This is a genomic window from Paraburkholderia phenazinium (genome assembly GCF_900141745.1).
Lineage (GTDB): Bacteria > Pseudomonadota > Gammaproteobacteria > Burkholderiales > Burkholderiaceae > Paraburkholderia > Paraburkholderia phenazinium_B.
In genome coordinates, this window is sequence record NZ_FSRM01000002.1 from 3,199,539 (window position 1) to 3,215,618 (window position 16,080).

Annotated in this window: 14 protein-coding genes; 7 read left to right on the plus strand and 7 right to left on the minus strand. The window is 63.8% G+C overall.

Annotated features, from left to right (window positions below; genetic code table 11):
- Positions 1–25 precede the first annotated feature (25 nt).
- The 5 genes from BUS06_RS34130 to BUS06_RS34160 form a co-directional block, all read right to left on the minus strand.
- On the minus strand, positions 26–478 hold the full coding sequence (locus BUS06_RS34130) for a PA2169 family four-helix-bundle protein (protein ID WP_074268668.1): 453 nt from the start codon (positions 476–478) through the stop codon (positions 26–28).
- A gap of 765 nt (positions 479–1,243) precedes the next feature.
- Positions 1,244–1,825, minus strand: coding sequence for a glycine zipper domain-containing protein (locus BUS06_RS34140; protein WP_074268670.1), 582 nt, complete (start codon positions 1,823–1,825; stop codon positions 1,244–1,246).
- A 62-nt stretch (positions 1,826–1,887) separates the two neighbouring features.
- Positions 1,888–2,229, minus strand: coding sequence for a DUF1488 family protein (locus tag BUS06_RS34145; RefSeq protein WP_074268671.1), 342 nt, complete (start codon positions 2,227–2,229; stop codon positions 1,888–1,890).
- Positions 2,230–2,548: 319 nt separating this feature from the next.
- The gene (locus tag BUS06_RS34155) at positions 2,549–3,100 is read right to left on the minus strand and encodes a type 1 glutamine amidotransferase domain-containing protein (RefSeq protein WP_074268673.1); all 552 of its coding nucleotides are present in this window, start codon (positions 3,098–3,100) and stop codon (positions 2,549–2,551) included.
- 116 nt (positions 3,101–3,216) lie between these two features.
- Positions 3,217–3,567 carry a chemotaxis protein gene (locus BUS06_RS34160; protein WP_074268674.1) on the minus strand — a complete coding sequence of 117 codons (351 nt, stop codon included), beginning with the start codon at positions 3,565–3,567 and terminating at the stop codon, positions 3,217–3,219.
- Between the two features lie 210 nt (positions 3,568–3,777).
- On the opposite strand from BUS06_RS34160, the gene BUS06_RS34165 reads away from it, so the two are divergent.
- Both BUS06_RS34165 and BUS06_RS34170 read left to right on the plus strand, forming a co-directional pair.
- Positions 3,778–5,100 (plus strand): DNA topoisomerase IB, encoded by a 1,323-nt coding sequence (locus tag BUS06_RS34165; protein WP_074268675.1) that lies wholly within the window; start codon positions 3,778–3,780, stop codon positions 5,098–5,100.
- Positions 5,101–5,237: 137 nt separating this feature from the next.
- On the plus strand, positions 5,238–5,912 hold the full coding sequence (locus BUS06_RS34170) for an HAD family hydrolase (RefSeq protein WP_074268676.1): 675 nt from the start codon (positions 5,238–5,240) through the stop codon (positions 5,910–5,912).
- A gap of 36 nt (positions 5,913–5,948) precedes the next feature.
- Here BUS06_RS34170 and BUS06_RS38450 read toward each other — a convergent pair whose 3' ends face one another.
- Positions 5,949–6,572 carry a hypothetical protein gene (locus BUS06_RS38450; protein ID WP_254369049.1) on the minus strand — a complete coding sequence of 208 codons (624 nt, stop codon included), beginning with the start codon at positions 6,570–6,572 and terminating at the stop codon, positions 5,949–5,951.
- Between the two features lie 338 nt (positions 6,573–6,910).
- On the opposite strand from BUS06_RS38450, the gene BUS06_RS34180 reads away from it, so the two are divergent.
- The 4 genes from BUS06_RS34180 (at position 6,911) to BUS06_RS34195 (ending at position 9,966) form a co-directional block, all read left to right on the plus strand.
- A complete protein-coding gene (locus BUS06_RS34180; protein ID WP_074268677.1) occupies positions 6,911–7,420 on the plus strand; it encodes a PRC-barrel domain-containing protein in 510 nt (169 codons plus the stop codon).
- 99 nt (positions 7,421–7,519) lie between these two features.
- Positions 7,520–7,918: a DUF3175 domain-containing protein gene (locus BUS06_RS34185; RefSeq protein ID WP_074268678.1), complete on the plus strand. Its 399-nt coding sequence runs from the start codon at positions 7,520–7,522 to the stop codon at positions 7,916–7,918.
- An 84-nt stretch (positions 7,919–8,002) separates the two neighbouring features.
- The gene (locus BUS06_RS34190) at positions 8,003–9,322 is read left to right on the plus strand and encodes a cation:proton antiporter (RefSeq protein ID WP_074268679.1); all 1,320 of its coding nucleotides are present in this window, start codon (positions 8,003–8,005) and stop codon (positions 9,320–9,322) included.
- Positions 9,323–9,405: 83 nt separating this feature from the next.
- Positions 9,406–9,966, plus strand: coding sequence for an FUSC family protein (locus BUS06_RS34195; protein WP_074269480.1), 561 nt, complete (start codon positions 9,406–9,408; stop codon positions 9,964–9,966).
- 93 nt (positions 9,967–10,059) lie between these two features.
- Here the strand turns inward: BUS06_RS34195 and BUS06_RS34200 are convergent, their stop codons facing one another.
- On the minus strand, positions 10,060–11,115 hold the full coding sequence (locus BUS06_RS34200; RefSeq protein WP_074268680.1) for an aldo/keto reductase: 1,056 nt from the start codon (positions 11,113–11,115) through the stop codon (positions 10,060–10,062).
- A gap of 283 nt (positions 11,116–11,398) precedes the next feature.
- Here BUS06_RS34200 and BUS06_RS34205 point away from each other — a divergent pair, with 283 nt between their 5' ends.
- Complete coding sequence (locus BUS06_RS34205) at positions 11,399–16,057, plus strand: DEAD/DEAH box helicase (RefSeq protein ID WP_254369050.1); 4,659 nt, start codon at positions 11,399–11,401, stop codon at positions 16,055–16,057.
- The last annotated feature ends 23 nt before the right edge of the window (positions 16,058–16,080 follow it).

The following is a 16,080-nucleotide window of genomic DNA, read 5'->3' on the forward strand; positions in this document are numbered from 1 at the left end:
GGCTTTTAATGCGCGGCGTTTGGGCTTAGTGCTTGGCAGCCGCGTACTGGTCACGCAGATCGCGAATGCGATCGTGATTCAACAGAACGCCCTGATACTGCTTTTCCACCACGATTCGCACGTCGGCCGGCAACTCCTTGTCGAGTGCATCGTGATAATGCTTCTTCGCTACGTCCTCGCCCTTTTCACAGTCCGCGAGGATCGAGTGGTCGTCACGACCGGCCACGGCGCTCTTGACGTCTGTCCAGCCGCGATGGAGCGCACCGCTCACGGTGCCGCCAGTTTCCGGCTTGCCGCCCAGTCTCTGGACCAGGTCCTGCAACTCGCGTGCACCGCGTGTGCAGTCGTCGGCACGCGAGACAAAGAGCGACTTGAGTTGCGCATCGTGCGCGTCTTCGGCAGCCTTGCGAAAGCCACGCTCGCCGTCCTTCGATGTTTCAACCAGATCGTTCAATACAGCGGTCACGTTGGTAGACATTGCATTCCTCCGTTTCATAGTTCATCGGCCCGCTGCCGGTGGCAGCGGCTCCCATTCAATGCCGCATGACGTGTGCCCGGGCTGGGCTCGCGGGCGTCCTCACGGTGGGTGTGGAGCGATAGCGCATACAAGCCTCCGCGGCCCGCGCTTGCCCGCAAACCGCGTTTGGCAAAGTTACCCAGCCGCGTAAATGTTGCCCGGCGGCAATCGTGCGCAGACATCCGGCGGCGTGCCAAACGTCCCTCGAACTGGCTTCGGACGGCCTTCTACCGGGCCTGCGAGCGAATGCAATGCAATGGCATAGATGTTGCTGTATCCATGGTGCTGCCCGCACCGGTGTGCGCCTCCTGCGAGACAGGACGAGCCCTCCGCAATCGAAAATCAATGGGCACGCAACGACAAAGGGAGCCTCATCATGAAGATCAGGAGAGCCGAGTTTCTGCTGGCGGTGGCAATCGTCACGTCGGCTGCTGCCATGCAGGTCCGTGAATACGTACTGAGGACTGCGCCGCAAAGTGCCGCACAAACAATGAGCTGCGGCACAACGCACCAGGGGTTGGCGCCAGCGGCTTGCGAGACTATGCGCGGCGAACGTTCGGTGGACGGAGCGGCCCACCCACAGCAAACGGCCCTACGTATCTGGGTATAAGAAATCCGGGCTATAAAGAAAGCGCGGCGGCCGCATCGATTGCGACCGCCGCTTCTTTTATGCGCGGGCCATGAGTAGCCCTGCGTTATTTGTGGCCCCGCCGTCGTTAAGCTCGCTTAGGCATGCTTCTCATTGAGTTCAGGCATCGTTTCCGGCGGACGCGTGGGATCGAAATCGGCCCAACGGCCGCGTTGCCAACGTCCGTTCGCACGTTCGATTGCCGCACCGCCCGTATCGCGCAAGATACGCGCAGCGTCGTACTGGCTATCCGGCGAAACATGTACCGCGAGCAGCACACCTGAATCGCGCGTTTCGTGCTGCTGTGTCCCGTGGCGCCCTAACCTGCCCCCGCTGCGCGTATGCGACATGGCGCCGACCAGCGAGCCGACATAGGCGCCCACTCCCGCTGCGATAACCGATACGAGCAGCGGCGCCGAAAACACGGTAAAGATGCCGACGCCCACTGCCGCTCCCAGAACAGCGCCGATCGTCACGCCCTTGCCCGCGCCTTTGGGCGCCTCCGCGGAACCGGCGTCCGTGGCGGTATCGCCGCCAATCGGATAACGCGCATGCTGTCCGGTCGGATTGACGAAAAACAGCGTCACGTCCTCCTCGACGAAACCGCTGTTGAAAAGACGTTGGGCTGCATCTTCAGCGGCCGGAAACGTGGTGAAACGTGCTGCGACGATGAGTGACATAGATCCTCCTTTCATCGCGGAAAATGATTACAGACATACCCTTTCGCGGTCCTGACAAGTGTCTACCGGTCGTGGCCGGATTCCATTCCCTCGACGCGGAACAGTCCGCTATGCAGTATTACGCTTGCTCCTTCGCTTTGGTCAAGCGCCTCTGCGCACACCGAATGAATCCGCCGGCGGCCCTGCCTGAATGCGCCAAGCAAGGCGTCCTCGAGCGCTGACTCCGCGCCGAAATGATCCTCCAGCGCCTCCGCTGTGATTGCACAAATAACCGGTTCGCCGTCGACGCGTGCCGTGAACTGCACGGTCAGACTGGAGCCGTCGAACCCCGGTGCTTCGTCAGGAAAAGTAATGTGCATGGTGGCGTCCTCGTAGGCGGGCCGCGGCAGAATAATGGCGTTCATGGCGCGCTCGGTTCGAATGTCTTCACGTGGGGCCTACTCAGGTTTCTGGTGGCAAACTGTTGAGTGTTCGCACTGCGCTGTGGGCCGGTCTGCGGAGAAGTCTGAGCCGCAAAAACCCGCGCGCCGGGCTTCGCCTGGCTGGCGGCGCCAGCTTGCGTCTGCATGGCGGCCAGCAAGGCGGCGCCCAGTCCCATCGCCGCGATCATGGCTTGTATGGAATACCGGAATCTCATGCACTTTCTCCCAGTTCATCGGCCGATTGCGGGCCAGCCATTGCCACCGGCTGACCCGTTTCAGGGGCTCAACGCAATAGCCACCCTTAAGCGGCCCTGCGCTTGGTCAGTTGTGCGATCAACGTTCTGTTGAAGGCTGGCAGATCGTCGGGTTTGCGGCTGGTGATGAAGTTGTCGTCCTCGACCACTTCCTGATCGACCCATGTACCACCGGCGTTGCGAATGTCGTCCTGCAGGCTGGGCCAGCTCGTCACCGTGCGGCCTTTGATGATGCCCGCCGATACCGGCAGCCATGTGCCATGACAGATCACCGCGATCGGCTTGTGCGCGCTGTTGGCGGCCTTCACGAAGGCTTGCGCCTGCGGCAGCGAGCGAATCGCGTCACCGTTCACCACGCCGCCAGGCAAGACGACAGCGTCGTATTCGGCCGCGGTGGCCTTGTCAAACGTAGTGTCGACTGCGACCGAATCGCCTATATCGACATGTTTGAAGCCCTGGATCTTGCCCGGCTTTGCCGAGATCACATGAACCGTTGCGCCGGCCTCGGCGAGCGCGCGTTGCGGCTCCAGCAGTTCTGCCTGCTCAAAGCCGTCTAATGCGAGGACTGCTACCTTGCAGCCTTGAAGTGACTTAGCCATCAATGTTTCTCCTTTGCGAGCATGAAAATGAATCGACCGGCGCTGCGCCGGGTCTCGCCTTGAACTCGTTCAGTCCGTTTCCAGAGGTATCGAGCAAGAGCTGTGCCCGTGCAACGTCAGGCGGGACGCGCTGCATCCGGATCGTCGAGATCGTCTGATACGTCGGGCGCAAACGGGTCGTCGACGCGGTCCGGTACGATGTCCGCGTCGGGAGAGAGCGTGGCGTCGCCGTCCGCCGCGGCGCGTTCGCCGGTGCCATGGCGGTCCGTGTCGCTGCGAAGTTCGGCGTCGCCGGTTTCAAGCGCGTGGTTGTCGAGTTCCGAGTCCACATCGAACACGTGACGCTTCGCGCCGGCCACGTCGCTGCCACTGTCGGAGGAGTCGCTCGGGCCTAACGCGCCGGTCGAACTGGCCGTCTCACGAACCTCGTGTTGCGGTTCCTCATCAGGATTCAGGGTGCTGCTCATTTCAACCTCCTTGGGTTTTCGACACCTGCACTGAAGCGCCGCAAGGAGTGTTCCGCACGCGGTGTCGCGGACGGGCACTGCCCTTGCTTGAGGCGAATGCATGGATCGCCTGGTTGATCGACGTGGTTGAGGTTGAGTCGGACAGGCTGAGTTGAGTTGATAAATGAGTCCACCTGGCTGCGCCACTTACTACATGGATTAAAGGCAACCATGACCGCCCCGCCCCGATCTGCCCGACATCAGTCCGCGACCGTCGCTGCCAGCACAAGTGCGACGGCAGCAACGCAAAGCGCAATGCCCAGCGGCTTGCGGCACGCCGACGACACACGTCCCGGCTACTCGCGCAAGCTGCTTAAAGAGGGCTTTGCCTATTTCGATGTCGCGGGCAAACGGATCGAGGATGCCGATGAAATTGCCCGTATCAACGCACTGGCGATTCCCCCTGCTTATGCCGACGTCTGGATCTGCCCTGACCCGCGCGGCCATATCCAGGCAACTGGCCGCGATGCACGAGGACGCAAGCAGTACCGCTACCACCCGCGCTGGCGCGAGACGCGCGACGCCGACAAATACGAACGCATGACGGCATTCGGCCGGGCCTTGCCAAAAATTCGCGCGCGCGTGTCACGCGATCTGAAGCTTCGCGGCATGCCGGGCGACAAGGTAATTGCTGCCATCGTGCAGTTGCTCGATTCCACGCTGATCCGGATCGGTAACGCCGAATATGCACGCGACAATCAGTCGTATGGACTTACGACGTTGCGCAAAAAGCATCTGAAAGTGGAGGCAGGCCGAGTTCGCTTCCGCTTTCGCGGCAAGAGCGGTATCGAACACGACGTGACCATCGATAATCCACGCGTGAAGCGCATCGTGCTTCGCTGCGCCGAGTTGCCCGGGCACGATCTGTTTCAGTACGTCGATGAGGACGGTACGCGTCACACGGTCGGCTCGGCCGAGATCAACGACTATCTGAAACGCGCGAGCGATGCCGATTTCACTGCCAAGGATTATCGGACGTGGGCTGGCAGCGTGTATGCGTTCGCTGCGCTGCGCCGTCTGCTGTGCGATAGCGCGGCGGAGGCAAGACGGCATGTGGTGGCGACGGTGAAAGAAGTGGCCGCGCTGTTGCGCAATACGCCAGCTGTGTGCAGACGCTGCTATATCCATCCGGCTGTGATTGCCGCGTTCGAAGCCGATGAACTGCAAGGCATCGCGAATTGCCGGCCGCGGCGAGGTCTGCGGGTCGACGAAGCGGCTTTCGCGATCCTGCTCTCGCGCAGCGCGAAGCAGGCGGCCCGACAGGCGGCTAACGGTTCGCGCAAGCGCCGCTCGTCGAGTGCTCCGGCCACCACGACGCTCGCGCGCGAGGCGGTTGATACGGCGAATTCCGTGAGCGACGCACAACTCACCGCACTCCTTACCAAATCTCGCGCCATGAGGAAATCGTCGGGCACGCCGAACGCGCCACGCGTCACGCGCGTGCGCAATTCGGCCCGCACGGCGTCGCGGCAGGCCCGGCCGACTACGACGTGACGGCGCACCTGGCCGGCCGCACCTAGCCGGCCGCGCCAATTTCCACCCCCGCTTTCGCTCGCAAAGGTGCACCATAGTGCCTCATGGATTTCGTCACTTTCCTGGCACTATCGCTCAACCGTTTTCGGAGGAACACCATGCGCATCCAGACCGCCTTTCTGTTCGATCTCGACGGCACGCTCGTCGACAGCGTTTATCAACACGTCCTTGCGTGGAAGCAGGCGCTCGATCAGGAAGGAATCGAACTGTCGGTATGGCGCATCCATCGCAAGATCGGCATGAGTGGCGGCCTCTTCACGAACCAGCTACTGCGCGAGACGCGCAGCGAAATGAGCGCGGAGCGCATCGAGCACTTGCGGCACGCGCATGCCGAGGCCTACAAAAAACTAGGCAACCAGGTGCGGCCGTTACCCGGCGCTCGCGAACTGCTCGCCGCTCTGACCGAGAGCGGCACACGCTGGGCCATCGCGACGAGCGGCCGCATGGAAACCGCCGCCGTAAATCTGGCTGCGCTCGGGGTCGATCCTGAGAAAACGGTGGTCGTTACGCGCGACGCCGTCAAATACGCCAAGCCCGATCCCGATCTGTTCATTGCCGCGGCGCACCGCCTGGGCGTGCAGATTGAGCAAAGCGTGGTGGTGGGCGACAGCATCTGGGACATGCTGGCCGCGCAGCGCTGCCGCGCGTTGGGAGTTGGTGTGCTGTCGGGTGGCTACGGTCAGGATGAACTCGAACGTGCCGGCGCGTTGCGCGTCTACGAAGACCCCGCCGATCTGCTGCTGCATCTCGACGAGGTGGCCGCACGGCCGTGACGGGCTAGTTCTCGTGTCGTCTTCGCGCCGCTGCGGCTACCACGGGCTGCACGGTGCGATGACCAGCATCGCGACATCGGTGGCAATCAGGCCGAGGATAAACATGGTGCTGGACATCGCACAGATTCTCGACAAAAACCAGTCGCGTTCGGCCCGTGTGCCTTTGAGGGCTGCGGGGAAGCGCCACGGAATGTGCGCGGTACGCCACAGGTTGCGCCATGCCACGAATGTGCCAAACGCGGCGAATATCAGGCAGACAACGCTCGCCGCGGCGACTGTAAGCGGTGTCCAGGCCATGGCGTGCACGACGAATAGCGGCGCGCCGGCCACACAGCGCTGCCCGAGCACCATCTCGGCGATGCTCACCTGAGCAAGCCAGGCAAGCGGCGTCACGAGCAACGCGATCAGAATCTGCAGCGCGCTGATTTGCTGCGGAGCAGACTGGGTCGCGGAACGCGTTGCATTCGGGTGTTGGGACTGCGGGGAGTGTTGGGACTGCTGGATCTGCTGCGCCTGCTGGATCTGCGCCTGCGGGGTCCTGACCGGTTGTGCGGACGCCGGCTCACGCACAACGGTTCGGCCGGTCGGGGATTGGCTGTCGGTGTCACGGCGAGGACCGTGACACGAGGGGGCGCGCGCATTGAATCTGTCCGCGGTCATGCTGATTCCGAAAAAGATACGGTGTTTACTGCCCTGGTTGCTGTGCAACGCAGCAAGAAACGGGCCGATTTAGCAAACTACCGAATACGTGCCCTGCCGCGGCCATATTTCGTCCGCGACGCCTCAGCCACCGTCGCCCATCGCGCAAGAATTGCAATCTGCGCGACGCTTTTTACGCGCTGTGTCATGGGTTGCGAAGCAGACCGCAGAAGCAGCCGGGCGCTCGCACAATGAAAGCGGATGGAAAGCAATCTCGCCAGAGATATCCAGCGACGCGTCATCGAAGGAACAAGCGTTGCTGTGATGAAGGGACATCAATCTGTCCAGGGAGACACATCATGAGCATACTCAACGAAACCCGCACGAGCACCGGTGCTGGCGCCGGCGCGAAGATCGTCGGCAAAGGCAGCCGTAGCGCTGACGGGCCCGGACCGGACGTGATGGCAGCGGCCACACTCGATGGCAACAAGGTTCTCAGCAGCGAAGGCGACGACATCGGCAAGGTCAAGGACATCATGCTGGACGTACGCTCGGGGCGCATTGCGTACGCGGTCCTGTCGAGCGGCGGCTTCCTCGGCATGGGCGACAAGCTGCTCGCCATTCCCTGGGATGCGCTGACCCTCGACACGGAACGCAAGTGCTTCCAGCTGGGCATGTCGTCGGAAAGCATCAAAAACGCGCCAGGCTTCGACAAGGATCATTGGCCGTCGATGGCCGATCAGACATGGGCAACCTCGGTGCACCAGTTTTACGGCAGCGAACCGTACTGGGGCCGCGACGATCTCGGCGTCGGGGCGACTCTGCCGGGCGGCGCGGAAGCACCTGAGGCCGGTGGCGTCAAACTGTGACCGGAGGGTCAACCTGATGGCGGCGCTGCACCGGGTGGCGCTCCACCGCTTAGCGGTCCACCTGGTGGCGCGCCCGCTCTTCATACGAGGCACAACATCATGGTCAGCAAGAAATCGAAGCGCCCGGTGGCCCGCGCAAAGTCCGGGCGACCGCCCCGCCAGCGTCATGCGCGGGCCACCGCAAGCCGCCATGCGAAAACAGGCGGTGCCCAGCAAGCGAGCCGTTCGAACCGCTGGTCGCATCACGTCATGGAAACCAGCGACGCTATGGACATCGAAGCGAACGTCTTCAAGACCGGTAGCGCGGAGTCGATTGCCGAGTCGTTGAAACGCTCTTCGACGCATAGCCGGCGACGCAAGGGCACGCCCTTCCAGTCGGCCATGTCGATGCTCAATTTCTACATCAATCGCGCCGGCAAAAACCTGCCCAAAGGACGCCGCGCCACACTCGAGCAGGCCAAGCGCAAGCTGCGTATCGCCTTCGGCCGCTCCCCGTAACGCGCGTTACGCCCCGCGGATCGGCGCTGGTTCGGCGCAAAGCCTCCGTTGGCCCCCGCCAGCGCCCCGCCTCACCGGATGCCTATGGACGAAACACTCTGGTTTCTCATTGTCGGCGGCGTGCTCGTCTTTATGGGCGTCGCCGCGACCACTTTCAGGCGGCTGCCGGTCAGCGCCGCCATGTTCTATCTGGGCATCGGCTACGCACTCGGGCCGGCCGGAGTGAACCTGTTGCACCTCGATATCGTCGGCGACGCGCATTTGCTGCGGATCATCACCGAGATCGCCTTGCTGGTCTCGCTGTTCGCCATCGGCCTGCGACTGCGCGTACCGGTCTTCGACGCCCTGTGGTGGCTACCGCTGCGCCTGGGCGCTCCAGCCATGCTCCTGACGATCCCCTTGCTGATGCTGTTCGGAGTCTACGTGCTGCGCCTCGACTGGGGGCCCGCCCTCCTGCTCGCGGCGATTCTTGCGCCGACCGATCCCGTGCTCGCCCACGACGTGCAGGTTCACAACCCGGGTGACCGCGACCTGTTACGCTTCGCACTCTCCGGCGAAGGCGGCCTGAACGACGGGATCGCGCTGCCGTTCGCAATGCTCGGCCTTGCGCTTTGCGCGGCTCCGCCGGGCTCCATGACCACGGCGTTAAGCTGGCGTTTTGCCGCCACAGCGGTCTGGGGAATCGCGGGTGCGGTTGCGATTGGCGCCGCGCTCGGCTGGGCCACGACGCACGCCGTCACCTGGCTGCGGACCCACCACGCGCAGGCGCTCGGCCTGGAGGGATTTTTTGCACTGGGACTGATCGAACTGTCTTTTGGCGCCGCCCAACTCGCCTATGCCTACGGATTCCTTGCGGTGTTCGCAGCGGGCGTCGCGATGCGGCGCGTCGAACACCAGGCGAGCGGCGAGCGCTCGCCGCGCAGCACGATCGGCACGGTCGATTCCGAAGACGTGTCCGCGACCGCTGCGGATCCGGACAAGGCCCACGCCTACATGACCGAATCGGTGCTGGGCTTCACGATCGAGCTGGAGCGGATCGCCGAAGTGGCCATCATGGCCATGATCGGCAACGTGCTCGCCACTCTGCGCGCGCCGCTTTTCACGTGGCAGAGCGCGGCGCTGATCGTTGTGCTGTTTCTGCTGGTGAGGCCCCTCGCGGTCGAGCTATCGTTGCTGGGCTCGCGAGCGTCGCAGGCGCAACGCCGTCTGATGGGCTGGTTTGGCATTCGCGGCACGGGCTCCTTTTACTACCTCGCCTATGCACTCGAACACGGTCAGGCAGCGCAGATTCTGCCGCTGGCGCCGCTAGCACTTGCAGTCGTGACGGGCTCGGTCGTCATACATGGGGTCTCGGCGACGCCGCTCATGAACTGGTACCACCGCGCGCGCGGCCCGGATCCATGAAAGTGCGCCTGAATACGGTTGGGCCCCGCAATGAGTCGATAGAATATCCAGCTGTTCACCCAGTCTCTATGCGACAAGGCCTCATGACGGAATCTCCCCAGACCCGGCGCGCAGCGCAGGCAAGCGCCGCCGATTCACTATTCGCATTCCTGAAATCGCTGCCGCTTCCCGATCGTCTCATCGAGGGTTGCGTGATGGCGCTGCAGGCGGTAGCGGGCGCCAGCATTGCGTTTACAATCGCCCGCGCCTTGCACACCCATCAGCCGTTCTGGGCCGCCATCACCGCGATTGCGGTGAGCCAGCACAACTACGTCGACACCCGCAAACTCTCGCGCGACCAGTTTCTTGGCGCGATGGTCGGCGGCGTATGCGGCCTCGCCGGCACGCTGCTCGGCGGCGGCTATTTCGTCGCGTATATGGCGACAGTGGCGGCCGCGATCATCATCTGCTGGGTGGCCAATATCGGCAGCGCGGCGCGTCTGGGCGGCATCACCGCCACCATCATGTTGCTGGTGCCGCGCATCGGACCACCATGGGAAGTCGCGCTGATCCGCCTCGGCGAAGTCACGATCGGAACGGTCAGCGCGTTACTCGTGTGCCGCCTGATTCATAGCATCGAGCAGCGCTGGTTCGTCAAGTCATAAGCGGCGCGACGCAGTCGGGCATGCAATTGCCTTGAATTGCAACCGCTGCGCCCACTGCACTCGCACCGCAAACGTCCCCCCACGCTGAACCGCTTACTTCAGCGAACGTCGGCTGCTTTCCTTCACCTGCGCGCGACGCGGCTCGCCCTGACGCTCCAGCATCCAGCCCGGATACTCGGCCGGCAACTCACTGACGGCATCGAGTTTCGCCAGTTCGTCGGCGTTCAGTTCGACCTTGGTGGCGGCGATATTGTCGTCGAGCTGCTCGACCTTCTTCGCACCGACGATCACCGTGGTCACCGCACGCTGATGCAACAGCCAGGCGAGTGCGATCTGCGCGACCGACACCCCCTTTGCCTCGGCAATGCCGCGCATCGTATCGATACAGTCGTAGGCGCGCTCGCGATTCACCGGCGGAAAATCGAACGTGTTCCGGCGGCTGCCAGCCTCGCCTTGCTGCTCACGCCCGTATTTGCCGCTCAGCAGACCACCCGCGAGCGGGCTCCAGACCATCAGTCCGAGCCCTTCGCTATGCAGCATCGGCACCAGTTCGCGTTCGAGATCGCGGCCCGCGAGCGTGTAGTACGCCTGCAGCGTTTCGAAGCGCGCGAGGCCGAGACGGTCGGCGATACCCAACGCCTTGACGATCTGCCACGCGGCCCAGTTCGACACGCCGACGTAGCGCACATGGCCGTGCTGAACCAGCGTATCGAGCGCACGCACCGTTTCTTCGATCGGCGTGGCCGGATCGAAGCCGTGGATCTGGTAAAGATCGATGTGATCGAGTTGCAGACGTTTGAGGCTTGCCTTGATGCCGTCCATGATGTGATAGCGCGAGGCGCCGCGCGTGTTGGCGGATTCCGCCGTCGCGCCGAACACCTTGGTGGCCACCACGACCTGGTCGCGCGGCACCTTGAGGTTCTTCAGCGCGAGGCCGGTGATCTGCTCGGACAGACCTTGCGCATAGACGTCGGCGGTATCGATAAAGTTGATGCCGGCGTCGATCGCGCGACCAACGAGACGTTCGGCGTCGGCCTGTTGCAGATCGCCGATCTGACGCCAGATGCCTTCGCCGCCGCCGAAGGTCATCGTGCCAAGACAAAGTTCGGACACAAAGAGGCCCGTGCGGCCTAGCTGGTTATAGCGCATCGTTATTGCTCCGACTGGTTGGGGGGAAACCAATGAGAATACTGCACGGGGCGAAATCCAGCAGCGGCGGCGACAAGCAGATGACCGGCGCGTCATACTCGTTGTCAACGGTGCAATCTCTACTCGCCGCCATCTGAAAAGCAGCAAAACCTGCCGTTTTACGACGCTCCAATCCACATGGCGCGCCGCCCGAAAACCTGCGAGACTGGGCCCTGGTTCCTCACATCGCGCGGCGTGCGCCGCTCCTCTGGATATGGCCGGTCGCGCCCCCATCTACGGCAGCATGACTCCCGCCGTTTCTCCCTCTCCCGCCTCTTCATCGACCGGCGTGCTGGACAGCTTTCATCCGGCGGTGGCCGGCTGGTTCCTGAAAACGTTTCCGGCGCCTACCGATGCCCAGGTGGCCGCCTGGCCGTCTATCCGCAGCGGCCGCTCGACCCTGGTCGCCGCCCCGACCGGTTCCGGCAAGACGCTCACCGCGTTTCTGTCGGCGCTCGACGATCTGGTCCAGCAAGGCCTCGCCAATGGCGGCGCGCTGCCAGACGAAACACTCGTGGTCTACGTGTCGCCGCTCAAGGCGCTTTCGAACGACATACGTCTGAACCTGCAGCTGCCGCTCGAAGGGATCTCCGCCGAACTCGCGCAGCGCGGCCTGCCGCCGCTCGAGATCCGCACCGCCGTGCGCACCGGCGACACCACCCAGCAGGAGCGCACCGCGCTACGCAAGCGCGCTCCACACATCCTCGTGACGACGCCGGAATCGCTATACGTGTTGCTCGGTAGTGACTCCGGGCGCCGCATGCTGTCGACCACCCGCACGGTGATCGTCGATGAAATCCATGCGCTCGCCGGCAGCAAGCGCGGCAGCCATCTGGCGTTAAGCCTGGAACGGCTCGACGCGCTATGCGGCCGGCGTCTGCCGCGCATCGGCCTCTCCGCGACGCAAAAGCCGATCAGCGCGGTCGCGCGGTTTCTGGTGGGCGGTGCGAGTGTGGACAGCGCCGAACCGGCTGATTGCGCGATCGTCGATGTAGGCCATGTGCGTGCCCGCGATCTCGCGCTGGAAATTCCACCGGTACCGCTCGAAGCCGTCATGGCCAACGAAGTCTGGGAGCTCGTGTATAACCGGCTCGCCGAACTGATTGCGCAGCACCGCACCACGCTGGTTTTCGTCAACACGCGCCGCATGGCGGAGCGTGCCGCGCGTCATCTGACCGAGCGGCTCGGCAAGGAAGCCGTGGCCGCACACCATGGCAGTCTCGCCAAGGAATATCGCTTCGACGCCGAGCAGCGTCTCAAACGCGGCGATCTGCGTGTGCTGATCGCCACGGCGTCGCTGGAACTGGGCATCGATATCGGCGATGTCGATCTGGTCTGCCAGATGGGCTCGCCACGCGCGATCGCGCCGTTTCTGCAGCGCGTCGGCCGCTCGGGACACCATGTGGGCGGCATGCCAAAAGGACGGCTGTTCCCCACCTCGCGCGACGACCTGATCGAATGCGCGGCCTTGCTCGATTGCGTGCGGCGCGGCGAACTCGACGCCTTGCAGATACCGCGTGCGCCGCTCGACGTGCTGGCCCAGCAGATCGTCGCGGAAGTCTCGAGCGCCGAGTGGAGCGAGGATGCGCTGTTCGATCTGATGCGGCGCGCCGCGCCCTATGCCGACCTCGCACGCGAGCAGTACGACGCGGTGCTGCGGATGCTCGCGGAAGGCTATACGAGCCGCCACGGGCCGCGCGGCGCTTATCTGCATCGCGACGCAGTGAGTGGAACATTGCGCGGACGACGCGGCGGCAAGCTGGTCGCGGTGACGTCGGGTGGCACCATCCCCGAGAACGCGGACTATGCGGTGATTCTCGAGCCGCAGGCCGTCAATATCGGCACGGTCAACGAAGACTTCGCGGTCGAGAGTCTGGCAGGTGACGTTTTTCAACTCGGCAACGCGTCGTATCGTATCCAACGCGTGGAAGCCGGCCGCGTGCGGGTGGAAGATGCACAAGGGCAGCCGCCGAATATTCCGTTCTGGCTCGGCGAAGCGCCGGGGCGTAGCGATGAGCTGTCGTTCGGCGTGGCGCGTTTGCGGGCACAGATCGATCAGTTGCTCAGTGACGACGATGATGATGTCGTTGCAGGCGGCACTACGGGCGCCAAGGACGCAACAGGCGCTACGGAAGCAGCGACGGAGAAGAAATCAGCCAGCGCGAAGACAGCGGCCGTAGCAAGTCTCGCCGCAACCCGACGTGCCCCACGCCGCGAACGCGCGCTTGCCATTGTCGATTCGCCCGCGGCTTCCGGTTCTGACTCACTTCCGCAATTGCGTGACGCGGACGTGGACGTGACCGTGGCGGACGCGCCCGCACGCGCACCGTTATCCAATGCACCCCGCCTCGAACGCGCCATTGCCTGGATGACTGCCACGCTCAATCTCGACGAGCCGGCCGCGCGCCAGATCGTCGACTATCTGGCGCGCGCCCGCGCCGCCTTGAGCACGCTCCCCACGCAAAACACGCTGGTCATGGAGCGCTTCTTCGACGAATCGGGCGGCACCCAGCTCGTGATTCACGCGCCATTTGGCAGCCGTCTCAATCGCGCCTGGGGCCTCGCGTTGCGCAAACGCTTTTGCCGTACCTTCAACTTCGAATTGCAGGCGGCCGCCACCGAGGACGCCATCATTCTTTCGCTGACCGGCAGCCACAGCTTCGCGCTCGATGAAGTCTGGCGCTATCTGCATTCGAACACGGCCGAGCATCTCCTGATCCAGGCATTGCTCGATGCGCCGCTGTTCGGCGTGCGCTGGCGCTGGAACGCAACCACCTCGCTCGCCTTGCCGCGCTACAGCGGCGGCCGCAAGACGGCGCCGCAACTGCAGCGCATGCGCAGCGAGGACCTGCTGGCAGCCGTGTTTCCCGATCAGGTGGCGTGTCTCGAGAATATCGTCGGCGAACGTGAATTGCCGCACCATCCGCTCGTCGATCAGACCATCGACGATTGCCTGCACGAAGCAATGGACACCGAAGGCTGGATCAGCCTGTTGCGCCGGATGGAACAAGGCGAGGTAAAACTGATTACGCGCGAATTGCCGGCGCCCTCGCCGCTCGCGGCCGAAATTCTCACCGCCAAGCCCTACGCGTATCTGGACGACGCGCCGATCGAAGAGCGTCGCACCCAGGCCGTGCTCAACCGGCGCTGGTCCGATCCCGCCTCGGCTGACGATCTCGGCGCGCTCGATGCCGACGCAATTGCCGGCGTGCGCGAGGAAGCCTGGCCGCAGCCGCGCAACCTCGATGAAATGCATGAGGCGCTGACCGGACTCGCGTGCGTCAGCGATACCGAGGCCCAACAGAATCCGGAGTGGTCAGGATGGCTTACGACCCTGGCGGAATCGGGCCGGGCCACCCGGCTGCAAAACCGGGCCGGTGCCGACCTCTGGCTTCCGGCGGAGCGGCTGACCTGCCTCGCTGCTATCTATCCGGACGCCGCCTTCACGCCGCCGATCAGCGCGCCCAAAGGTTTTACCGACACCTGGAGCGAAGAGGAAGCGCTCGTCGACGTGATCCGCGCGCGACTCACCGGCTTCGGCCCGTTACCGGTGGCCTCGATTGCCGGCTCTCTGGCACTGCCTTCTGTCGCCGTCGAGCAAGCCTTGACCGCGCTCGAGGCGCAAGGCTATGTGATGCGCGGCCGCTTCACACTGGGCGCGTCCGCAGAAGAATGGTGCGAACGGCACCTGCTCGCGCGGATTCATCGCTACACCGTGCGGCGTTTGCGCCGCGAGATCGAGCCGGTGGAACGGCACGATTTCATGCGTTTCCTGTTCGAATGGCAACATCTGACGCCCGCCACATGCGGTGAAGGGCGCGACGCGCTCGCGGCGGTGCTCGATCAGCTGGCCGGTTTCGAGGCGGCGGCCGGTGCCTGGGAAGAAGACATCCTGCCCGCCCGTCTCAAGGACTATTCGATCACGATGCTCGACGAACTGTGCCGCTCCGGCAAGCTGGTCTGGACGCGTCTGACCGAACGTTCGCGCGCAACCAGTGGACCGGTGCGCAGCACACCGATCGTATTGTTGCCGCGGCGCGACATCGGTCTATGGAGCGCGTTGATCGATCAAAGCAAGCAGCCCGAACTTTCATCGCACGCGCAAAGTGTTTATGACACGCTTATTAAACACGGTGCGATGTTCTTCGACGAGTTGGCGAGCGACACGCGTCTGCTTGGCATTCAGCTGGAATACGCATTAAGCGAACTTGTTGCGGCAGGACTCGTGAATTCGGATAGTTTTGCCGGGTTGCGTGCCTTGCTGAAACCGGCCGCGAAGCGCAACGCGCATCACAGCAACCGGCGCCCGCGTGCTGGTGCCCTGATCGGAGGCATGGAGGACGCGGGCCGCTGGGCGTTGCTCCAGCGCCGCAGTGCGCTTGCCGTCGAGGAAGGCGCGGCTGCGACGCCACCGTCGCAATCCGTCGGTCGCGCTTCTTCCCTTGCGCCCGAAGTCCTCGAGCACGTGGTCATGACTTTGTTACGCCGTTATGGCGTCGTGTTCTGGCGGCTGCTCGCGCGCGAAGCCGAATGGCTGCCGCCGTGGCGCGACCTGCTGCGCGTCCTGCAGCGGCTCGAGGCGCGCGGACACGTGCGCGGCGGACGCTTCGTCAACGGTCTTTCGGGCGAGCAGTTTGCGCTGCCCGAAGCGATCCCGTTGCTGCGCGAAGTGCGCCGCCATGCCGACGACGGCACTTTTGTCTGCGTGGCCGGCATCGACCCGTTAAATCTGGCTGGCACGTTGTTGCCAGGCGACAAGGTGCCCGCGGTGACCGGCAATCGCGTGTTATACCGGGATGGCGTGGTGGTGGCGACGCTGGTGGCGGGCGAATTTACATATCTGACGCATGCAGAGGGCGACGCGCGGGAACAAATGCGCATCAGAATGGCGCGCCGTCATTAATGTCGCCATTAATTAATGCATTG